Source organism: Paenibacillus sp. 1-8 (assembly GCF_056316205.1).
The window spans coordinates 4,427,501-4,449,099 of record NZ_CM149995.1; the positions used below are offsets into that span (position 1 = coordinate 4,427,501).

Below are 21,599 nucleotides of genomic sequence, written 5' to 3' on the forward strand. Positions count from 1 at the left end.
ATTTATTTTTCATGCTTGTTTGCAACATACTTATCCTGCTGTAAACAGGTCTAAATTATTCATGCCGCTTAATGGGGCGAGTTATAACTTAGCATATCTTTTATAAACTCGTCAACCTTTAACGACAATTTTTATATTTTGAGCGTCAATGTGACTCCATTACGCATAAAAAAAGGAAGAAGATCCGTTTAACGGACTTTCCTCCCGCTGATTCGATGTATCAATCAAATAAGGGAATAACGTATTTCGCTATGGTGTCCATGATCCCTGAGATTCCCGCCAACCGATTCCCTGATCAGTGAGCGGTATACCAGCTTACGTAGTACTACGGTAAGATCCAGTTGGAGATTTTTTAGCTCAGGATGATTAATAAGCTCATTTATGGACCAAGGTTCCCGTCTGCTGCCTAAAATGCGGAATAGCGGTGCTGAGCACCCCTCCATTTTAGACATCACTGAAAATTCGCAAGCAAGCAGCACAAGCTCAACCCGCTGCTCAAGGGTTTCCGTACTAAACGTGAGTTCGTTGTACAGCTTGTAGATGGTTCGATCCAATGGCTGTATCTGAACCCACAAGTGAACCGTCGGATAAATTCCCCGTTTAATAAGCTCAATGGATGCCCAATGATCCAACGCCTTCAAAATACTTTGGTGAGCGTCAATAATCCGACCTTCTCGCATTGCTCTTTTACCATGAACGTAATTAACCAGAAAACGGGCGAACTCATGAAATTGCTTTTGCTCCCGTAACGGGTCGTTGAATTCGATGATTTCCCGCCTTAGCAGACTGACTCTCTCGTCCCGTTCCCACAGAATATGACCTTCCAGTAAATAATCTATTATGTTGGCATGTTCACCGGCGATAATCCAGCCTTTCAGACAACTGAGTGTTGCGTACAACACCTGACATCTTAATCCATTTATCAGTAAATGCTGAATGGAACGGGCTGGCTTCCGGCCTTCTCCAATAATTAGAATGAGTTCATCAAAATCATACAGCATGGCTCCATGAAAATATTCGCCCGGCTTTCTATACGAAATAATGCCGATCGAATCTTCCTGCAACAATTCATCATACATCAAGCTTAATTTGGTTAGCTGCACTTCTCCCTCCATACCTGTAAGGCGGCCATAACCGCTAAATTTGGATATATGTGAACATTTCTACATAAAAAAGAAACTTCCTTCTTCAACTCTAAAAATTTTAAGTTTTATTTACTTATTTCTTTCAGCGTATTCCAGGCGGTCTGATCTGCAAAGGTTCGGTTCCATACACCGATTCCCCCAAGTTTCAATGACTTGGCAAGTTGCACCCTCGCTTCCAGAGATACACGATCCTCCAGCCAAATCTTTTTAACAATACCGTCTTCAGTATACTCGACATAATTCTGGCCTTCCGAGGCTCTGAATTTAGGCTTCAGCTTAAATTTCTCGATAATCCCCGCTGTTGATTCCATACCAAGCGACTTGGAGCTAACTTTGACGGTGTCTCCTTTAGGTGTTTCAGACCATACACGAGTATATAACGGAATGCCCAAGACAACCTTTTGAGATGGTACTTCATCCTCCTGAATGATTCGCTCGATCGACGCTTCCACCCACGGTAGTGAGGCGACTGAACCAGCCTTCGGGCTGGCTGCCCAATGCTCATCATAGGCCATAACCATGAGATAATCCGTAATCGACCCCAATGATTTTCGATCCAGAAATGCAGACCACATCTCACTTTGAGATTTAGGTGTTACGTCGATAGACAACATCAAATCATGTTCACGTGCCATCGGCTTAAGCTCTCGCAAAAATTGGGTGACATTGGGTCCATCCTTCGTATGAACATTCTCAAAGTCAATATTGATACCGTCCAGACCATTTTTCTCGGCAAGTGTAATCATCTGATCTATAATTGATTTTCGTCGTTCAAAGGTAGACAAGGCCTCTGTCGTTAATTCAGGGTTAAAGCTGTTGCTCAACAAGCCCCATACTTCCATCCCCTTGCGATGCGCCCAACTGACATAGGCAGGGTCGGCTTTGCTCTGTACGGCGCCCTCATTATCTATGATACTGAACCAAGTGGGGCTCACCACATTCACTCCAGGCATAGGGTCAAATTTGGAAGGATCAGGTTTACGGTTGTAAACGGCCTCCCAGGCGAGGTTCACGGGTCTTCCCTTCCAGTGCTTCTCCGAGATAGATGGAGTATCTTTAGCCGGGGCGACCGCAAGCTCCTCTCCTTCAGAGATGTTGGCCGCCTGCACATATCCAGCGTAGCCGTTATCCAGTTGAACAAAATACCAATCAGCCTGCTTGGACCAAATACGCACCTTCGTTTGTTGAGGTATATCCGTCAAAATAAAAGACAGGCTGGAGGCTTCTTTACGCAAAGCAATTTTGGCATCCTGTCGTCCATCCTTCTTCTCCACGTTCCCCAGTTTGACTTTCTCTCCGGCTTTCATCAGGATGACTGCACCCGTCACTGTGTCTTCATGAACAGATACACCATATACTTCACGGACAGCTTGCATAGGTATATAAACCGATCCACTAATAATCTGGGGAGCTGCGCTGAGCGTATATGATGTTCCATTCAATTCCCCCTGCGGCTTGGAAACAGTCATATGCAGCAAATTTTGCCTCGTAGCCAAAATGACAGTTTGGCTGTCATCCTCATAACGAATCGCTGGATCGATTTTACTTTGCACAAATTTGAGTGGTACCAGCATGTTCTTGCCGGAATTTTGAGCTTCATACCCGGTCAGCTTTCCCTGAATAAAAATGGGACGGACACTGCCTTGCCAATCGGGTTTTTCATGCAGTGGATTACCGAACCATACGACAGTAATTGCGCAGATGATCGCTGCGAACAACAGCAACATTGTAGCCCCTTTGAAACGTGAACGTTTACGGCGGCGTCTGGAATGATTTCTGGCCAATATTCAACCTCCATTGTCGGAACTTTGAATTACAGGTTAACGTAAGCTGAACTGGTAGCTGACAGACAAGTTATTTAAACAAAAAAACGCGGTAAATCCCCGCTTGTGGGGAATTTCTCACGTTTCCAACCCATTACAATATATACATACCACACCGAAAAACTTCTATTCCTTATTTAGCTGAATTTCCTTGTTCATGCAAGCTTTGCACACTCCGTATAACTCCATACGATGTCCATGCACTTCGAAACCTGTCTCTAACGAGGCATGGTGTTCCACATCAGCCAAATACGGATAACTGAAATCTTCAATCTTTCCGCATTTTTCGCAAATGATGTGATAGTGCTCCGAAACATTGGCATCATAACGACTGGCGTTATCTCCATAGGTCAACTCATGTACCATACCCGCTTCTATAAACATCTTTAAGTTATTATAAACCGTAGCCACACTCATGCTTGGAAACTTGGATTCGAGCGCACGATATATTTCATCTGCGGTCGGATGTCCCATAGATTCCATCAAATAGTTTAATATGGCATGGCGCTGGGGTGTTATGCGTACACCTGTCTTCTTTAGAAGTTCCAAAGCATGCTGGACGCGAGCTGCCATATATGTCCACCGCCTTATCCCTTACTTACGATTTGCTTTATTACAACTATTTTACATTCTATTCACGTTGTACGTCTATTCACATTGTACGGTCAATTCAAGTTTCTTGTCAACGCGCCGCATTATCGCTGGATGACCCGTTAGAGGCTCCGGTAGCGGGAGATTCAGATGGAGCCGCAGGCGTTTCTGAAGCATTAGGCACATTCGTTCCTGCTGACTCGTCCAAGCCAGGCAGCGATGGCATTAGTAGCTTCTTGATCGTTAAATTACTATTGCCTTCCACGTTGATCGAGTACTTACCTGTCCCGTTTTGACCTGAGATACTTTTACTATCTATTTTAAAAGGGAAGTCTGATCGAAGGTTGCCGTAACTGCTTGACCCCTCCAACTGAAAGTCACCATTCGACGGAAGATCCAACGCAATGTCACCGACAGCACTATATATTTTCCAATCTCCACCTACCTGCTCGCTATGCACCTTGATTCCGCCATTGAGCGAATTTGCATTCAGCTTGGCTGTGGGATTGAGAACGTTCATGTCACCATTTTGGGTATCAACCGTAATATCACCTTCCGAGCGGGCAAGCTGAATGTCGCCTACCATCGTGCGTAGCGCAACCGTTCCTTCAATATCCCCTGCCTGCATATCACCGCGATTGGTTCGCATATCTACATCTCCGGTGATACGATGCAATTTGATCCGACCGTTCAAGGTGACTCCTTGGACATTGCCGATAGCATCATTAACCGTCAAATTCCCATTCCCGCTCTCCAGCCGGATGCTGTCGATGGCATCTACTCCGTTGAGGGTAATATCTCCATTGGAGGTTCTGATCTGCATATTAAATCGCCGATCCTCCGGCACTGTAATTAACATATTCGTACGGGGCTGACGTCTGCTCGATGCTCCGTATGACTGCACCTCTGGAAGAATCTGAATAGTCTTGCCGTCAGTAGAAGTCAGCGAGGAAGCTTGAGCAATCTTGTCCGCTTCGGCAGCAGGCGCTTGATCCACCCACAGGGTCGCACGTACCTCTACATTGGACACAGGACGTCTGATCAGCGTTACATCGCCATTGACCGAATCAACTACCAAATCGGACGTCTGCATCGTTACAGGCACCAGTACGCCGCCCATATCATATCGGTTTCCTTTCGCCTGACTAAAATCCATGGATGCCGCGGTCAGATTCAAACTAACCCTGTTCCACAGATACATATAATGATTTTGCTGGGTTACGATAAAAACAGCGGCGGCCACGACCAATGCGGAGACAATTCCCTTCAGATCAGGTCTGAAACGTCGTCCGTTGTCGGGCTTGCCCTCCTTGCGGTAGTACACACCAAAAAAAATCAGATACTCGAGTCCCCACAGCACAAAGATAACGGGCCACCATACAAGGAGCTGAAGCATATATTCGGTATGTTGGACAACATCCAAGATAAGCAGAACGCCTACAGCCATCAACAGAAGCGAAGAGGTGTAGCGCCCGACTCTTATTTTGCGGTGCACGCCAGCTTCACCCTCTTTCCTTTACCTTTTTACGTTTGACCGACAAGCCGACTTCTCGCAAGAAGACTAATAGTCCGATCAGCATTAATAAAATAGCTAACGTCAAAAAGCCATAATCCTCGAAAAAGTTGCCCAGCCAGCGTGGCTTCATACGAAACAGAATCATAAGTCCTCCACCCGCCACGAGCAGCACGGCAAAAGACAAGCCTCTCTCCCAGGCATAAAACGGACTACTTTGCTGCCCTCGTGCATCCATCTGTGCATTACGATCCGGCTTACGGCGATAGCGGACCATATAATCCGCTGATTGTAACACGTCATATACATTATAAAAATATAAGACAGGAATGAACAAGCCGAGCAAAATAAGCAGCGGAATGTTAATCCTCAAGCCGTCAGAAGCAACATACAGCATCGCAAAAATATCTAACAGAAGCAATACGATAAATGTAAGCCCTCTAATGAACAGCCCTAAAAAAAGATGCCCCAGGCCGGGTAACAATGCTGCCATGATAATGGCAATCACTTTGCGAAATTTAGCGTATTTAAAACGTTTACCCCGTTTGGGGTGTTCCCGCTGTTCCGGCTCCGGTGACTGTTGTCCCTCTCCAGACAGTAACGGTTGTTCCGAGTTCATGCCATCCTCCCTTTTGAATTCCATGCGTGATCCGCAGCAAATGCTTAATGGTTAGATAGTACCCCAATCGGATTCAAGAGTAACTGGAAAAAATGTGGTAAGCCCTCATTCCACGGAAACTGCCGCTACATCCTCCCACTGTCGAAGATCGGCTGCAATACGCACTGGATTAAAATCGCGGCGAGCCAGCACTTCCAAGGAAACCTCCATGCTCTGCCGATTGGGATGCAATTCGTGAAAAGGGACATTCTCATGCTCTTTAATCACTATTTTACGTATTTCCACTTTTTCTTGCTCTAAATAAGTCGAAATTTGCTCCAGCAATCTATGGGATGACAATCCGTATAGTGTTATAAGATGACGTTGTCGTCCACGCATATACCGCAATTCAACTTTGTTAAACACCCATAAATTCAAAAATACAAGTACAGTCGCCGCTATAGATGGAAAATAAAAGCCCGCTCCGACCCCGAGACCAATAGCTGCTACAACCCAGATGGAAGCAGCAGTCGTTAAGCCTGTAATGGATTTGCCTGTAAACATAATTGTTCCTGCGCCCAAAAATCCTACTCCAGTAATTACCGCCGTAGCCAAACGTGCTGGATCTATACGTACATTGGCCTCTTTGATAAAGTCGGTAAAGCCGTAAATGGAGAGCAGCATAATCAGCGTCGAACCGAGACTAACCATAATATGAGTCCTCAAACCTGCAGCATGATTGGAACGTTCGCGCTCAAAACCAATGAATCCGCCCAGGAGCATGGATAGCAAAAGTCGTAAAATGATATGTGAATCGTCTATAATCCATGGGTTATCCAATCAAGCTCTCCCTCCCGGTGTATATCGTGCTTCCCTCTCCGGGGATACAGTTTTTGCTAAGACTTATTTCACGTTATGCAGGTGGTATGTGGTTAATTCCACGCCCGGAGCCACCTCTACCGCCGATACGGGGCGAAAGCCGTGTTTTCGATAAAGAGCCACCGCAGGAGCATTTAAAGTTCCTGTAGATACGATAAACAGCGGTATATGATGATATTCATTCAAAACATGCTTCATTAAGGAGTCGGCAATCCCTTTGCGAAAATGATCCGGATGAACCATCATACGTGTAAGAGTGAGCGAACCGGATGACTCAGACTGCACCGCCAGCGCCCCTAGCAGGTCGCCGTCCTCAATCCAGCCATAGAATGTCTCTCCGCAGCTTCGCAGCGTATCAAACGTATCCATAAGGGGTGGTATTTCATAAAAACCGATCCGCTCAGCCTCCAGCCTGTAAGCGAGGTGCTGAAGACGCCATATCTGACTGACCATTTCATCGTCTTCCAATGAACATATGCTAATCATGCTGCATCCCTCCTTCTATTCAGGGCAGCTATGCTGCTGTTTTCTATAAAAAACTCGTAACATGTCATTGCGCTTCCAAACTCTGTACAGCAGTTCTCACAGAGCCTATACAAAAAGGGACCTGTCCCTATAAGACAAGCCCCTTTCAAATCTATGCCATTAGCGGTTTAGCACTTCCGTCAGCAGCTTGTTGGCGAGGCCAGGGTTTGCTTTGCCCTTGCTCTCCTTCATCACTTGACCAACCAGGAAGCCGATGGCCTTCTGCTTGCCAGCTTTGTAATCCTCAACCGATTGCGGGTTAGCCGCTACTACCTGCTCGACGATCGTCAGGATCGCACCCTCGTCGCTGATTTGCACAAGCCCTTTTTCTTCAACAATTTGCTGCGGCAGTTTATCACTCTCCAGCATTTCCTTGAAGACGGTTTTAGCGATTTTACTATTGATCGTCCCCTTCTCCAGCAGTCCGATCATTTCACCCAAGCCTCGACCTGTCAGTTTAACCTGCGACAGCTCCACACCGGCACTGTTTAAATAACCGAGCAAATCCCCCATAATCCAGTTGGATACTGCTTTGGCATCCTTCGTGTATTGAAGACTATCCTCAAACAAATCGGCCAGTGGCTTGGAAGACGTAATGACCTGTGCGTCATACTCAGGCAATCCATATTCCGAGGTGTAGCGTGCTTTACGCTGGTCAGGCAGTTCAGGAATGGAAGCATGGATGCGTTCTTTCCATTCTGCATCAATATGCAGCGTAACGAGATCCGGGTCCGGGAAATAACGATAGTCATGCGCCTGTTCCTTACCACGCATAGACAGAGTTTTACCTTGGGCCTCATCCCAACGGCGTGTCTCCTGTACAATCGTTCCGCCTTCCTCCAGCGTCTGTTCCTGACGGAACTGCTCATATTCCAATCCGCGCTGTACGCCGCGGAAGGAGTTCATGTTTTTTAGCTCTGCTTTAGTACCCAGCTCTTTCTGTCCATGCGGACGAAGGCTAATGTTCGCGTCGCAGCGAAGCGAGCCTTCCTCCATCTTCACATCGGATACGTCACAATACTGCATGATCGCACGTATTTTTTCCAAGTAAGCCTTGGCTTCTTCCGGTGAAGATATTTCCGGTTCCGAAACGATCTCGACCAACGGTGTACCGACCCGGTTAAAATCAACCAAAGACGCATAGCCGCCATCGACATGTGTTAATTTACCTGCGTCCTCTTCCAGATGCAGTCGAGTAATGCCGATACGCTTTGTCTCGCCGTTCACTTCAATATCAATCCAGCCATGCTCGCCGATCGGCTGATCGTATTGCGAAATCTGGTAAGCCTTGGGTGAATCGGGGTAAAAATAGTTTTTGCGGTCAAACTTGCTCACATCAGCAATCGTGCAATTAAGCGCCATCGCCGCTTTCATCGCATAATCAACGGCCTGACGGTTCAATACCGGCAGTACCCCCGGATGCCCAAGACAAATAGGACATGTATGCGAGTTTGGCGGTGCTCCAAAGGATGTCGAGCATCCGCAAAATATTTTAGACTTCGTATGCAGTTCCACATGGACTTCCAGTCCGATGACCGTCTCATATTTGGATGTAGTTGTAGACATGAATGGGTTCCCTCCTTTTCGGCAAATTACAGCTGCGGACGCTGCTTGTGGAATTCGGTATTTTGTTCAAATGCATGTGCTACACGCAGTACGGAAGACTCGTCAAAGGCTTTTCCAATAATTTGCAGTCCAACCGGCAATCCATCCGCAAGACCACAAGGGATACTGATGGCTGGCACTCCAGCCAAGCTCACCGGAATCGTCAAGATATCGTTCAAGTACATCGTTAATGGATCATCCACTTGCGAACCGATTTTAAAAGCTGTTGTCGGCGCAGTAGGTCCGATAATGACATCATATTGTTCAAACACACGATCAAAATCCTGTTTGATTAGTGTACGCACTTTTTGTGCTTTCAGGTAGTAAGCATCATAGTACCCAGAACTCAGCGCATAAGTGCCCAGCATAATCCGGCGCTTCACCTCGGGGCCAAAGCCCTGCGTGCGGGACTGATGGTACAGATCCAGCAGGTTGTCCGGATTGTCTGCACGTACGCCATAGCGTACACCGTCAAAACGAGCCAGATTGGACGATGCTTCGGATGAAGCCAGCAGATAGTATGTGGCTACCGCATATTCAGTGTGTGGAAGAGAGACCTCTTCCCATACCGCCCCCAGTCCTTCCAGCGTTTTAAGCGCGTCCAGCACCTTTTCCTTGACCTGTGGATCGACGCCCTCACCCAGATACTCCTTGGGTACAGCAATACGAAGTCCTTTTACATCTCCGGTCAAAGCGTTCAAGTAATCAGGAATGTCTACCTTCGCAGAAGTGGAGTCCTTCTGATCATAGCCTGCAATGGCTTGCAGTACGTACGCCGAATCCTGAACATTCTTCGTAATCGGTCCAATTTGGTCCAAAGAAGAAGCAAAGGCCACCAAACCAAAACGTGATACCAGACCATAGGTTGGCTTCAAGCCGACTACGCCGCAATAAGAAGCGGGCTGGCGAATGGAACCGCCTGTATCGGAGCCGAGGGTGAAATAAGCCTCACCCGCTGCTACAGCCGCAGCCGAGCCGCCGCTGGAGCCTCCGGGAACGCGTTCCAGATCCCAAGGATTTCGTGCCGGGAAGAAGCTGGAATTCTCGTTAGAGCCGCCCATCGCGAATTCGTCCATGTTCATTTTGCCCAATGTCACGGTTTGTGCCGCACGCAATTTGCCGACAACCGTTGCATCGTACACGGGATCAAAATTTTTCAAAAACTGACTGCCGCACGTTGTACGCAGCCCTTCTGTCACGATGTTATCCTTAATACCGACCGGCAGGCCAAACAGCAACCCGCGTTCCTCTCCCGAGATCAGATGATCATCCAGCTGACGTGCGGATGCACGTGCCTGCTCCTCGTCAACCGTAATGTAGGCCTTGATCTTGTCTTCCCGCGCACCAATCGTCTCCAGAGCGTGACCTACCAGGTCACTCACAGAAATTTCCTTTTGATGCAGCTTGTTATGTATTTCCGGCAATGTGTTATCAAACAAGCTCAATTTACATCCTCCTTTCAAATGTGAAATCTATTCCAGAACAGCAGGAACTTTAAACTGTCCGTCTTCTTCTTCAGGTGCATTGCGCATCACTTGCTCGTGTGTCAAACTTTCGCGAACTTCGTCGTCCCGCATAACGTTGCTGACGTGCAGCACATGAGTGGTCGGTTTTACCTGTTCCGTATCCAGCTCATTCAGCTTCTCCGCATAGTGGAGAATGGCGTTCAATTGCCCTGTCATCGTGTCTTCCTCGGCTGCGGTCAGATTCAACCGGGACAACTTGGCTACGTGACGGACATCTTCCGTGGAAATGTTCATACAAAAACCTCCTCGTGTATAAGAGGATTTTGCAAAAATCCAATAAGCGACTTCCAATGAACAATATATAGATCGAAATGGTCTAGTTCGTCTATATATTGCACTTCGGAGCGACTGGAATCGAATTTGCAGAATCCTGATATCAAAAATGCTGCACCGAACTTTGAAATAACGTTTTTAATTATAGGATAGAACCCTTTACAATTCAATCTTTGACGCGGTACAGAAGCAAACTGTGTTACCTGGCGGTAAAATGCTACTAAATGTATATAAAAAAAGCACCTCTCGGTGCTCTTTCGAAAAGCGGTAGGAGCTAAGAACGTGCCAATTATATATATTCTTAAAGAGAGTCGACATTAGCCGACCCCTATATCCAAGCACGTAAATTAACTTGTCTAATAAAATCAGCCTGTGACAACAATTCTGTCGCGGTTTCTTCTTCCTCAGCCTCTACCGAATCAAGACCACCGTTCATCACATGTCTGAACAGCTTCTCATTATGCGTAGCAAGGGCGTAATCTATCAGCGCTTCACGCTCAATCCGCTCGGCTTCCAGCTTCAAAATACTTTCTTCCAGCTCGATGTCCCCGGATGGTACAAAAAAGTTGCGATTCACCTTCGGGACGCGAATGACATAGTCAAAAGCATTGTCCGCATTACGGTCGTAAGCAATGATATAACCATGTTCGCCCACAGGAAGATTCTGCTCAAAAGCATCCGCGACGATCATAATTCTAGTTCCTAAATGATGCATCGTTAGCCCCCCCGTTTGTCTGAACTTATCTGCTAAGTCTACTAAAAAAAAAGTAGCTTGTCTATATCATCTATGTATCTTCAAAACTGTCCATCTCCACGTCCCAGCCTGTGCTCATTCAGCCTTGTGTGCCAATTCTGTGCAATGGTTCCGCCTTGCTTTGTTACCTTTTTCCAGGTTATTACCTTCGGTTCAGAACCTTGCACAGAAGCTCTATCTCCTGTCTTTATAGAAAAATGGTGGCTATCTCCATTTTCACGATGTAACCCAGATATATACTTCCTTTTCATTCATGCTCCCCCTTGTGATCTGACGGCCAACTGCCTCTTTATCCTCTTAATGGGCAAAAAAAAGAACGCAAACCGGGATTCATCCACAGCTTGCGTGCTTCGCGAGTTTAGTATGTAACTTCAATATGTGTATGTTAACAAAAATAAAAACCTTTGTCTATACATTATTGATAATTTATTGTCGAAATGAGGCAGAACCTGTCACAGCTTTGATTCTGCCCCAACTGAAAACATTCATTGCGTTTTACCGAATATACGGATTATTGGCTTTTTCATAACCAATGGACGTTTTGGGACCGTGTCCGGAGTACACCGTAACGTCATCCCCAAGCGGGAACAATTTGTTCTGAATGGAATCGTACAGGTCCCGTTCCCGCCCACCGGTCAGGTCTGTGCGGCCGACACCCTGACGGAATAATACATCCCCGGAGAACAAGTCCTTACCACACAAAAAGCTGACGCTTCCGGGTGAGTGCCCAGGTGTATGGAATACCTTGAATGTATGCCCGATCAGGTTCAATTGCTGACCTTCCGCCAAATCATATTCGGCAGGCTCCGTCGAGATCGGCGGGGATGCCTCGGGCCACATCAAAGAGCCGTTTAACTTAGGGGATGTAAGCCAGTCCTGCTCCAAAGGGTGCAAATAAACCGGACAGCCCTTCGCCTTGCGAATTTCATCTACTCCACCGATGTGATCAAAATGAGCATGGGTCAGCAAGATGGCTTCAATCTCCAGTGACTCAATGGCTCTCAGCAAAGGACCCGGATTCATCCCCGGATCGATAATAACGGCGCGCTGCGGGTCATCCCCTTGAAGCAAATAAGCATTCGTTTGGAGTGGGCCTAGATTAAAGCTGCGAATAGATAATGTCATAAATTAAAATCCCGAGATCAGCTCGCGCAATTCCTGAACAATCACAGGATGGACCTCGGTTACCTCCCCATATTTTTCAGCCATTTCTTTGCGAGCAACTGCGATTTTTTCTTGATAATCGTCGGCATCCCGATCCGGATTTTCACGTTTGAACCCGATCATAATTTGTTGGACATGTGCAGGGCGTGGTCCCCAGTGACCGAGTACGTGACCTCCTGTATCGGCAAAAATCACGATCGGTACAGCACGTCCGCCCATTGTCAGGAAGTCATCCATCAGCGCCTGATGGTTTTCCAAGATTAATACTTCGGTCGGAATCCCGCTATTCTCCAGCGCACGGAACACAACTGGCACATTGCGCACTACATCTCCACACCAGTCGGCGGCCAAAATAAGTACACGCAGATCATCCCGATGGTTCAGGCTTTCAAAATACTCGCGGTCCTCTTCACGGTTCCACACAAACTGATCATACCCGGAGTTGAAGGCTTCCTTATTCTTTTCCATACCCTCCATAAACTGTTCGGGGCTCAGACCTTTTCCGAAATATTGCGATACGTTAGTACGACTCATGTTATACACTTCCTTTCTTGTTTTTGGACATAATCCATTTGATAACAAAATAAATGATCAGGAGCGCAAGGGCAACCAGCAAAATTGGTTTGATATAAGGTGCTGCTACTTCGTCAATCTGCTCCCACTTGTCTCCAAGCAGCATTCCTAAATATATAAACAGAACAGACCAAGGTATAATCGCCAGCGTCGTCAAAATAATAAAACGCCATACGCTCATGCGAGCCAGCCCGGCAGGGATTGAGATCGCGTGACGCACAACAGGGATAAAGCGGGCTGTGAAAATCACCCCTGTGCCGTATTTGTTGAACCAGGCTTCGGCGTGGTCGACATGGCTTTTCTTGATAAGTATGTATTTTCCGTACTTATCCAATACTGGTCTGCCGCCATAGCGTCCAATCCAGTAAATAAACAGCTGTGCCAGCACCCCGCCGATAGTTCCAAAAACAACCGCGCCAAAGAAGTTAATATGACCCGAAGACACTAAAAAGCCACCATAAGCGAGGACAATTTCACTTGGAATGACCTCAACCATCAAGCCTAGCATAATACCAAAATACCCAAGACTACGAATGATCTCAAACAAATAATTAATGATACTAGATATATGGTCCAATTATCTTCCCACTCCCTGCCTGTTTCTCTATTTCCATTAGTGTATCACAGGGGCAGAACAAGTCGCCACTTCACTCAAATAGGGAGTTCAGTGACCCCAACTCCTCTGCCCGCATAAGTTGTGAGAGAGAGGAGGGGGTACAATATGCCTCCCGGCAAATTCCCCAAACATGACAATTCACAATCCCGTTTACCCACGGCTCGCGGTATCCGACGTGCATGCAGCAAAGAGTTGTACCGAACCTGCAAGCGTCTGCCCGTTCACATTGCTCCCGATCTGGTCAAGCAGGGCGAGGAGCTGTATTGCCGCAAGGTCGCCGGACACCTCATCTGGATCGCCGAAAACCACAGCAACCGCAGACTACTGTGCGACTGGTGGGATGAGGATGTCAGCGAGGAACTCGCGACATTGTGGAAGGTGGATCGCGCTGTTTTGTGCACTGCCTTTAGAAGTGCCTACGGCGGATAGTTCTGCGCATCCAAGAATATGCGAAGCAAGAGAAGCAACTCAACCTGTAACTGCAAACTGTAAATTGTGAATCACAATAAAAGTGGGGCCACTTCGCAGTGGCCCCACTTTTGCTATATCTCTATTCCTGTTTCTTTGTCTGCCCTGCTCCCTCGGGAAGCAGATCCGCACAGGCACGCTCCAAATAAGGATCAGCATGAATAAAATCCCGAAATGCCGTATATTCACGCCATAAAACAGAACGTTCCCCTGCTTGGCCTTTGACGGCACGGATCAAAATATTTTTAGGCGTATGCTCCATGTCGATAAATTCCAGTAACTGTGTCCGGTATCCCATCATGTCCAGCAGCTTGGCCCGGATACCGTCTGTCGCCAGCGCTGAAAAGCGCTCCTTCAAAATACCATGGGAAAGCAATGGCTCCAGCACCGGATTTTCCAACTGGCTAAACAGCTCATGCTGGCAGCACGGAACTGACAGAATAACGGACGCTCCCCAGCGGACAGCTTTCTCCAGCGCGGCATCCGTTGCGGTATCACAGGCGTGTAAAGTCACGACCATATCCACCTGCTCCAGCTCGTTATAGTCCGCGATATCACCGACCAAAAACTCCAGTTGGCGGTATTGCAGCTTTTGAGCCAGAAGATTACAGGTTTCAATAACATCTGCCTTCAAATCCAAACCCACGATCTGCAAAGGTCGTTTTTGCTGTACTGCCAAATAATGATACAGCGCAAAGGTCAAATATGATTTGCCGCAGCCAAAATCCACAATGGTTAACGGGCGGCCTACGGGAAGGCTAGGCAATACATCCTGCACCATTTCGAGAAAACGGTTGATTTGGCGGAACTTATCATACTTGCGGGCCAGCACCTTGCCGTCCTCATTCATGATCCCCAACTCAATAAGGAAAGGAATCCGTTCTCCTTCTTCCAGCACATATTGCTTTTTGCGGTTATGAGACAGGTCGGCTGTACTTTTGCTCGGTGACTTTGTCAAAATGGAAACTTTATATTTTTTACTGATCAGCACCTGATAGTCCGCATTCTTCGCACACAAAAGTCCTTGTCGGAATGTGTCCTCAAACAAGGCAGTCATGCGCTCGTTAGCTTCGTCAGGGGTCAAGTTTTCATGAATGACCTTGTTGCTGTAATGAAAAGCAAACTGGTAATGCAGTTTGTTCTTCAATTCCACAGGCTTGATTTGCACTTTAGTAAAAGAAGCATCCTCCCGTTTGCGAAGCTGACTTAGCGTCGCAGTTATGAGGGACCCTCCTGTAGTTAGTTGGTATATAAGTTCACGCAGTGAATCCAAAAGGTACATCTCACTTTCTTCCATGTAGTTGGGTAATCTCGACCAGACCTTCGGTTACTTCCCGGCGTGAAAGTCCACTCCGTTGCAGCTCCGCATCAGTCTTATCCAGCAATTGAGTATAAAATGCCTCCGCATCCGGCAGCAGCTCCGGCTGCTCCCATGCCAGTCCGAACCAAACATCAGCGGCCTTGTCCAGTCTGTCCTCTCGTTCGTAATAGACAACCAGCAGCTTGCTTGTGTCGGCTGGCAGCTCATATTCCTGAACCAAATTAACGATACACGCAATTCGCTCAGGCAGAACCTGAATGTCACGGGTCGCACCATTCACATCACTGTACAAATATAGATGAAGGGATTTTATCAAGATTCGTATGCCCTCGTCTATTCTGTCGGTTTCCAGGTAAATAGCGGCTTCTTCTTCCAAAATGCGAGCCACCTGCTGAAGCTTGTCCGCTTCAATACCGGGGCCCAGTCGGAAAAGCTCTATAATTTGTTCCGGCGGCAATCGTCTGAGCAAATCTGAACGAAGGCGAAACTGCTTGTTAAGCAGGTCATCCAGTTGTTTCAGCGCTTCGACGTGTTTATTTTCACGCCTTAGACCGAGCACCGAAGCTACTGCCGATGTCATTTCTTCCATCATACTGAGCAAATAATCTTTTCTGAGCAAGCCGTTCCCTTCTTTCCATCCCGATGCCTCGACAACCAGGAACTATTTCACTTCTGATTGTAAGTCATCCTTGTGCAAAAGCCAAATGGCTCGGTCAAGACGGAAAACGTTTGGTAACAATCAAAATCAATTTAAAACGCCAAAAAAACCGGCCCCCCTCTGATTGGTACCAGATGGTTCCGGTTTTTTGGGTTTGTTGTTCAAGTTTACTGCTGGATGTTTTGTTGTAAAAATGCCAAGATGGCATGTGCCAGTTGTTCCGGCGCTTCGAACAGACTCATATGACCAGCTTCAGGTATTGTGACCTGAGTGATCCCGGCCCGATCTGTTGTAAACGTCCGGGCGGGAGAAATCGCCTGATCCTGCTCACCCGCCACTAACAGAGTGGGCAAGGTGGAGGCCGACAGCACGTCGCGGCGGTCTGAACGCTCACGCATGGCCAAAGATGTGCCTACGGCTCCTTGCGGCGGCGTTTTATAACCGATTTCTTTGACCTTGAGCACCTGATCCGACAAGGACTCTACGTGTTGTGGAGCAAAAAGTCCGGGAACGAGTCCATCTACAAATGCGGTGATTCCCTCTGTTTGAATGGTGGATACGGCCTTGTTCCGTTTTTCTTTTCCTTCCTCTGTATCCGCATAGGCGGTGGAGTGAATCAGCCCGAAGGCTGTAAGTCGCTCGGGATGGCGCTGTACCGCAGAAAGCGTCAAATAGCCCCCGAGGGAATGGCCGAACCAGGCAGCCTGTGGAATGCCCAGTTGTTCTTGAAGCTTAAGCACATCATTCGCCATTTGATCAATCGTGTAGGCCCCAAGCGGAGCATCGCTACGTCCATGACCACGCAAGTCCGGGACAATGCAGCGATAACTTTGGGACAGCAATGGAACAACCTCATCCCAATAGGAAGAGCTTCCACAAAATCCGTGCAGCAGGATGATGGGCTCTCCTTTTCCCTGTTCGGCATAGCAGATTGTCGTTCCTTCACATAGTACCTTTTCCATGTGGAACCCTTCTTTCTCTGTATATAATCTATTGGAGCGAATATATTATGATTAGAACATGCTGATGTATATTATTAAGCAGACCATCAATATCTGAAACGGTAGCTCTCTGGAAATTCCTGCGAATCTGCTCTTAAACCAAACCCGCAAGCCGCAGCATGGGCTATATGTGTAGCCATCGTCATGACGAGATGCAGTGATGTCATTTGCAATGTCCAGTAGGGTTTGGGACTGCGCTCGTTCACAATGGCCGCGACGCTGTAATCTCCGACAGACGGTAGGGCCAGTCCGACCGAACGTGCCGGAGTCAGCGGTTCACGGGCAACCAGAAACATCCCCGCCGAGCCTTGCTGTCCCAGACAAGCGTCGATGGCAATCACATGATGGTCCTGGGGAATACGCTTCAAATACGAAACCAGATGATCCGCGTCGCACGGCTCAGTCATGGTGCCGATCACGTGTGGAAAGCCCTGTTCCATAAGCATGGTGCCGACTAGCGGTCCCAGTGAATCGCCTGACGATCGATCCGTGCCGATACAAACAAAGGTCAGCTTATTCACCTCATGCTGAGAATAAATTTCACGAAAAAACGGTACGAGCCCTTCGCGATCTGTTTTTTCCGCATGACTGTCTAAAGGAGAGCGCCCGAATACGGAAGCCCGATTATACAAAGACACCTTCGTCCATCCTCCTTGATCCGGCCGTTGACCGATAATCTGACTTTCAGTACATTCTACAACAAAAACATGGTACAATACAGGCAACTTCCCCTGATATGAAAGGATGGAACATTAACGATGGATTTGTCTGTACCGTCTCATGCCAACATTGAACATATGATTGAAGGCATCAAAACCAAGCTTCGTATGGCGAGTGGCGCTGCTATGCAGTCCTCCGCTTTCTCTCTGGAGCAATACGAGGATCTCCGTGATGTCTATGATATGGTGATGAACAAGCCTAATCTGAGTATTTCAGAAGTCGAGGCCATCGTTTCCGAGTTGGGCAGATTACGTAACCCCTCCTGATCGTCTTGGGTGACACTGTTCATGGTAGTGCCTCCCGTAAATAAAGCTCGTATCTCCGTTCGCATTAACAAACGCGTAACGGGATACGAGCTTTATTTTTATCCATCTCTTATGCGTTTCTTCGCAGATGTCTTTAAGGCAAATCTGCCAACACCAGTTCAGACACATCCTCATTCCCTGTAGCTTGTAATTTTAAATGATAGCTTTTGTGGATTCGTGCAGCATCACCGGGTCCCAACTGAAAATTGCCATCCTGGCAAGTAACCTCCACATGACATAGCGGTGTTCCGGTCACGTTTTGCTCTCAAGTTCAATATTGGTTAAGTTTATAGTACGAAAAGATAAGTCTATGCACGAAGCCATAAGGAGGAGATTCCCTACATATGCTGTCCCAAGAACCTCAGCTATCCCGTTTTTTGCCATGGTATTTACGTCGCAGTCTGTACGCGTCCATCGTCATGATTGCCGTTTTGCTTCTCATTGCCTACTCTGTTCGTTGGATCGGTACAGCTCCTTTACTATATTGGGATGAACGCATTCAGGATGTGGTCTTTCCAGACACAACGGATGCTCATCACAAGCTTCTGACTGTCGCTGTATTCATTACGTCTTTCGGTTCTTTCCGTGTATCGTTGCTGGTCGCTCTGGGTATTGCCGTCTGGTGCTGGGTATATCTCCGCTCGAAGGCTTATTCCTTTGCAGTAATAAGCAGCTTTACGGCGATGTGGGTGTTGAACACGCTCATTAAAGAAGTTTTGCAACGGGAGCGCCCAGCACTTCAGCATTTGGTAGAAGTCGGCGGCTATAGTTTTCCCAGCGGGCACGCCATGATTTCCATGGGATTTTACGGCATGATTTTTGCCATTTGGGCGATAAAACGAAAAATTCATGAGCGCTCTATCTTCCTTCCCTGCGTTCTTGGCGCACTTTTGATTCTCCTGATCGGGCTAAGCCGTGTCTATCTGGGGGTTCACTTTCCAACCGACATAGCAGGTGGTTATATTGCCGGAATCATTTGGCTAGTGTTTACCGTCCCTGTTATCTATTGGCGAGCACGTCTGCCACGTTCTCTGCCTCCATCGACTCCCCGCCCGTAAGCGGTTCGAGACGGTTTCTTGTTTCACACGGAGTCACGGCGTTTATATACGAAGTAAGCAAGACAATGCAGCACTCTAAACTCACCACTCACAAAAATCGTTATGATTCTGTTAGACAGACGTTTCTGTAAACTGAAGGATAAGGGGGGCGATCCATGTGTGGGGAATTGTATTAAGTATTATAATGGCTATTATTATCGGATTGATTGGCGACGCGCTCGCTGACCATGAAATGCCCGGAGGCATTGTGGGCTCTATGATCGCCGGATTTGCAGGAGCTTGGCTTGGTGCCACGCTACTGGGAAACTGGGGTCCGGTCATCGGTGATTTTGCAGTCATTCCGGCCATACTCGGAACCGCATTATTTGTGTTCCTGCTCGGACTTGTGTCCAGGCTTTTAAGAAGGGCTACCTAACATTTATATATTTTTTTTATTCTATAAGAGGAGTGATATGACATGAGTAACATTGATAATCAAGATACGGTAGGTAATACTTCAAGCTTTGCAAAGGGTTTATTCATCGGAGGTTTGATTGGTGCTGCGGCAGCCCTGCTGTTCGCGCCGAAACCAGGCCGCGATTTGCGCAGCGATTTGTCTGATAAAATTACAGTTGTTGCCGATAAAACAAAAGACGTTGCATCCGTAGTCAGCAGCAAAGCAACGGATTTGGCCAAAACGGTTTCCACCAAAACAGAAGATGTAGCTAAAACCGTATCAGGTAGCAAAGACATTATTTTATCCAGCGTAGCCAGAGCTTCTGCCGATGTTGCTGATGAAGCAGTCAAGGCTGATCAAGAAATTATGGATGCAACGGCCCAAGCTGCCAAGGAAACACAAAAACAATTAAACGCCACTTCCTAATGTCAGGGAATTCTGTGTACAACAAGAATAGACCTAAAAACACTGAACAGCCAGCATGCACGAAGCTGGCTGTTTTTTAGATGACAGAAAGGCAGGGATGACGATGAGCAAGCCAAACTCGTATGGAGATGACCTTAGCGTAAACAACAAACGGACCTTTCATCCCCGGCAGGGTCAGGATGAACCCAGGGATTTTGACGTGAATGAGCACCCTTTTGAACTGCGTCATGAAGTGAAGCGGCTTAATAAGCGCTTAGATCAAATAGCCGACATGCTGGAAAAAGTAGAATTTCGCGATGTACTGGAGACCTATTCCAATCCCAAAAAAAGAATCATCAGTAACCTGACCGCAGGCATTGCAAGGGGTCTTGGTCTTACGCTGGGTACGGTCGTCATACTCGCGCTGCTCGCTTGGCTGCTCAGCTTCCTTGTACAACTGAATCTTCCGATCATCGGAGATTTCATTGCCGAGCTGCTAAGCTATATCAAAATGAGCCAAGGCGGAAATTAGACAGCAAACGATCCATAGTAACGGAGGTTCGTGCGTACACGCAACCCATTACCATGGATCGTTTTGATCTGTACATTTTGGATGACTGCGCTAGAGCTTGTTGCGCTTGTTAGCTTTCAGCAAATCTCCTGTCCATCCCTTCATCATCAGCCAGCCGTACATCCCCACCATACTTAACAGGGTCGCCGTAATCACGGCCGTAAAACCCCAGCCTGTTTTGATCCAGGGCAGATTCTCGAAGTTCATGCCCCAAATGGCGCCCACTACGGTTGCAGGCGTAAATACAGCCGTTACAATGGTGAGCGTCTTCGTAATCTCATTGCCCCTAAATGCAGAAATCGCATCGTCAATGAAGATCAGCGTGTCAATTTCCTTTTCATAATGCCGGAACAGCCCTTCCATTCGATTGACACGGTGAAGCAGTTGCTTGAAAAAACGATTTTCCTCCAGTTCATCAAGATACGCCTCCCGGGAAGCCGTCACCAGCTCTGAAAAAGGAATGAACATATTGCTCCAATACAGCAGCTCAAAACGCGCATTCAATATAGAATCCATCAGCGTACGAGCATTTCCTTTCTCCATACCCTCTTCCAGTTTTCTGAGGTTAATCTCGAATTTGTCCATTCCCGTATGAAAATAATGAAGAACGGCCCTCGCCAGCACAAACATTCCATCAGCCGCACTTTCACATCGGTCGAGCATTTTTTGACGTTCAACCGTGTGCATGATTTCGCGGGTATTCTGATCCAGGTTTAAGGTTACTAATTTCTGGTCCAGCACGAGAAAATAGAACTTGTTACAATCGCGTTGACTGTCGATTTCCTCCTGAATGGAATAGATTAGCGAGCCACATATCAAAGGTTGATCGCCATCCGGAAAACGTACAGAAATAAAACTGGACGGGATATCCTCTACCTTGTCCAGCCATTCCCGAGCGTCCGGGAGCTTATCTTTTAACTCTTGTATGACGGGGGACTGCCAGCCTGTAGCGCTGATGTCCCACCATTCCCATCCTCCGCGAAAGGAGGAAATCTGTTCAAATGCTGTCGTGGATTTCACACTTCCTCCCCCTCCTTTTCCGCTTTAAAAAAGGACACGCTTCCCTGATGG

The 21,599-nt window shown here is 47.3% G+C and carries 27 protein-coding genes; 6 read left to right on the forward strand and 21 right to left on the reverse strand.

The features are described from left to right. Positions 1–224: 224 nt before the first annotated feature. The 15 genes from AC0WRU_RS20485 to uptA form a co-directional block, all read right to left on the reverse strand. Positions 225–1,103, reverse strand: coding sequence for a nucleotidyltransferase-like protein (locus AC0WRU_RS20485; protein ID WP_476126113.1), 879 nt, complete (start codon positions 1,101–1,103; stop codon positions 225–227). A 107-nt stretch (positions 1,104–1,210) separates the two neighbouring features. Then, entirely contained in the window at positions 1,211–2,929 is a 1,719-nt protein-coding gene (locus AC0WRU_RS20490) for a glycosyl hydrolase family 18 protein (protein WP_476126114.1), read from the reverse strand. 165 nt (positions 2,930–3,094) lie between these two features. Continuing rightward, complete coding sequence (perR, locus tag AC0WRU_RS20495) at positions 3,095–3,541, reverse strand: peroxide-responsive transcriptional repressor PerR (protein ID WP_134912735.1); 447 nt, start codon at positions 3,539–3,541, stop codon at positions 3,095–3,097. 109 nt (positions 3,542–3,650) lie between these two features. After that, on the reverse strand, positions 3,651–5,054 hold the full coding sequence (locus AC0WRU_RS20500) for a DUF4097 family beta strand repeat-containing protein (protein WP_476126115.1): 1,404 nt from the start codon (positions 5,052–5,054) through the stop codon (positions 3,651–3,653). A 7-nt stretch (positions 5,055–5,061) separates the two neighbouring features. Then, positions 5,062–5,715 carry a hypothetical protein gene (locus AC0WRU_RS20505; protein WP_476126116.1) on the reverse strand — a complete coding sequence of 218 codons (654 nt, stop codon included), beginning with the start codon at positions 5,713–5,715 and terminating at the stop codon, positions 5,062–5,064. Positions 5,716–5,796: 81 nt separating this feature from the next. Beyond that, positions 5,797–6,510 (reverse strand): MgtC/SapB family protein, encoded by a 714-nt coding sequence (locus tag AC0WRU_RS20510; RefSeq protein WP_476126117.1) that lies wholly within the window; start codon positions 6,508–6,510, stop codon positions 5,797–5,799. 63 nt (positions 6,511–6,573) lie between these two features. After that, positions 6,574–7,035, reverse strand: coding sequence for a GNAT family N-acetyltransferase (locus AC0WRU_RS20515; RefSeq protein WP_025684461.1), 462 nt, complete (start codon positions 7,033–7,035; stop codon positions 6,574–6,576). Between the two features lie 159 nt (positions 7,036–7,194). Further along, positions 7,195–8,640 (reverse strand): Asp-tRNA(Asn)/Glu-tRNA(Gln) amidotransferase subunit GatB, encoded by a 1,446-nt coding sequence (gene gatB / locus AC0WRU_RS20520; RefSeq protein WP_025684462.1) that lies wholly within the window; start codon positions 8,638–8,640, stop codon positions 7,195–7,197. 26 nt (positions 8,641–8,666) lie between these two features. Further along, complete coding sequence (gene gatA, locus AC0WRU_RS20525) at positions 8,667–10,124, reverse strand: Asp-tRNA(Asn)/Glu-tRNA(Gln) amidotransferase subunit GatA (RefSeq protein ID WP_476126118.1); 1,458 nt, start codon at positions 10,122–10,124, stop codon at positions 8,667–8,669. 27 nt (positions 10,125–10,151) lie between these two features. Then, complete coding sequence (gene gatC, locus AC0WRU_RS20530; protein ID WP_025684464.1) at positions 10,152–10,439, reverse strand: Asp-tRNA(Asn)/Glu-tRNA(Gln) amidotransferase subunit GatC; 288 nt, start codon at positions 10,437–10,439, stop codon at positions 10,152–10,154. 367 nt (positions 10,440–10,806) lie between these two features. Next, positions 10,807–11,193, reverse strand: coding sequence for a hypothetical protein (locus AC0WRU_RS20535; protein ID WP_025684465.1), 387 nt, complete (start codon positions 11,191–11,193; stop codon positions 10,807–10,809). A gap of 80 nt (positions 11,194–11,273) precedes the next feature. Then, positions 11,274–11,483: a hypothetical protein gene (locus AC0WRU_RS20540; protein WP_476126119.1), complete on the reverse strand. Its 210-nt coding sequence runs from the start codon at positions 11,481–11,483 to the stop codon at positions 11,274–11,276. Between the two features lie 244 nt (positions 11,484–11,727). Continuing rightward, a complete protein-coding gene (locus AC0WRU_RS20545; RefSeq protein WP_025684467.1) occupies positions 11,728–12,357 on the reverse strand; it encodes an MBL fold metallo-hydrolase in 630 nt (209 codons plus the stop codon). Between the two features lie 3 nt (positions 12,358–12,360). Next, entirely contained in the window at positions 12,361–12,930 is a 570-nt protein-coding gene (locus tag AC0WRU_RS20550; RefSeq protein ID WP_025684468.1) for a thioredoxin family protein, read from the reverse strand. A 1-nt stretch (position 12,931) separates the two neighbouring features. Beyond that, positions 12,932–13,546 (reverse strand): undecaprenyl phosphate transporter UptA, encoded by a 615-nt coding sequence (uptA, locus tag AC0WRU_RS20555; RefSeq protein WP_476126120.1) that lies wholly within the window; start codon positions 13,544–13,546, stop codon positions 12,932–12,934. A gap of 144 nt (positions 13,547–13,690) precedes the next feature. On the opposite strand from uptA, the gene AC0WRU_RS20560 reads away from it, so the two are divergent. Beyond that, positions 13,691–14,014 (forward strand): dehydrogenase, encoded by a 324-nt coding sequence (locus tag AC0WRU_RS20560; RefSeq protein WP_476128689.1) that lies wholly within the window; start codon positions 13,691–13,693, stop codon positions 14,012–14,014. Positions 14,015–14,135: 121 nt separating this feature from the next. Here the strand turns inward: AC0WRU_RS20560 and AC0WRU_RS20565 are convergent, their stop codons facing one another. The 4 genes from AC0WRU_RS20565 to yyaC form a co-directional block, all read right to left on the reverse strand. Further along, a complete protein-coding gene (locus AC0WRU_RS20565; protein ID WP_476126121.1) occupies positions 14,136–15,350 on the reverse strand; it encodes a class I SAM-dependent methyltransferase in 1,215 nt (404 codons plus the stop codon). After that, positions 15,337–15,993 (reverse strand): DUF6483 family protein, encoded by a 657-nt coding sequence (locus AC0WRU_RS20570; protein WP_476126122.1) that lies wholly within the window; start codon positions 15,991–15,993, stop codon positions 15,337–15,339. Before AC0WRU_RS20570 ends, AC0WRU_RS20565 begins: the two co-directional genes overlap by 14 nt. Before the next feature lie 206 nt (positions 15,994–16,199). Beyond that, positions 16,200–16,994, reverse strand: a complete 795-nt coding sequence (locus AC0WRU_RS20575) for an alpha/beta fold hydrolase (protein ID WP_476126123.1) — start codon at positions 16,992–16,994, stop codon at positions 16,200–16,202. A gap of 86 nt (positions 16,995–17,080) precedes the next feature. Beyond that, the gene (gene yyaC / locus AC0WRU_RS20580) at positions 17,081–17,671 is read right to left on the reverse strand and encodes a spore protease YyaC (protein ID WP_476126124.1); all 591 of its coding nucleotides are present in this window, start codon (positions 17,669–17,671) and stop codon (positions 17,081–17,083) included. Positions 17,672–17,791: 120 nt separating this feature from the next. Between yyaC and AC0WRU_RS20585 the strand changes: the two genes are divergently transcribed. Continuing rightward, positions 17,792–18,019 carry a DUF1128 domain-containing protein gene (locus AC0WRU_RS20585; protein WP_025684475.1) on the forward strand — a complete coding sequence of 76 codons (228 nt, stop codon included), beginning with the start codon at positions 17,792–17,794 and terminating at the stop codon, positions 18,017–18,019. A gap of 133 nt (positions 18,020–18,152) precedes the next feature. Here AC0WRU_RS20585 and AC0WRU_RS20590 read toward each other — a convergent pair whose 3' ends face one another. Next, positions 18,153–18,314, reverse strand: coding sequence for a hypothetical protein (locus tag AC0WRU_RS20590; protein ID WP_476126125.1), 162 nt, complete (start codon positions 18,312–18,314; stop codon positions 18,153–18,155). Positions 18,315–18,402: 88 nt separating this feature from the next. On the opposite strand from AC0WRU_RS20590, the gene AC0WRU_RS20595 reads away from it, so the two are divergent. The 4 genes from AC0WRU_RS20595 to AC0WRU_RS20610 all read left to right on the forward strand — a co-directional run bounded on the left by AC0WRU_RS20595 (position 18,403) and on the right by AC0WRU_RS20610 (position 20,489). Continuing rightward, positions 18,403–19,116, forward strand: a complete 714-nt coding sequence (locus tag AC0WRU_RS20595; protein ID WP_476126126.1) for a phosphatase PAP2 family protein — start codon at positions 18,403–18,405, stop codon at positions 19,114–19,116. Positions 19,117–19,273: 157 nt separating this feature from the next. Then, a complete protein-coding gene (locus tag AC0WRU_RS20600) occupies positions 19,274–19,531 on the forward strand; it encodes a GlsB/YeaQ/YmgE family stress response membrane protein (RefSeq protein ID WP_476126127.1) in 258 nt (85 codons plus the stop codon). A gap of 42 nt (positions 19,532–19,573) precedes the next feature. Continuing rightward, positions 19,574–19,978 (forward strand): YtxH domain-containing protein, encoded by a 405-nt coding sequence (locus AC0WRU_RS20605; RefSeq protein WP_476126128.1) that lies wholly within the window; start codon positions 19,574–19,576, stop codon positions 19,976–19,978. 97 nt (positions 19,979–20,075) lie between these two features. After that, positions 20,076–20,489: a DUF5665 domain-containing protein gene (locus tag AC0WRU_RS20610; protein ID WP_476126129.1), complete on the forward strand. Its 414-nt coding sequence runs from the start codon at positions 20,076–20,078 to the stop codon at positions 20,487–20,489. Between the two features lie 90 nt (positions 20,490–20,579). On the opposite strand, the gene AC0WRU_RS20615 is transcribed toward AC0WRU_RS20610, so the two are convergent. Further along, the gene (locus tag AC0WRU_RS20615) at positions 20,580–21,548 is read right to left on the reverse strand and encodes a magnesium transporter CorA family protein (protein ID WP_476126130.1); all 969 of its coding nucleotides are present in this window, start codon (positions 21,546–21,548) and stop codon (positions 20,580–20,582) included. Positions 21,549–21,599 lie beyond the last annotated feature (51 nt).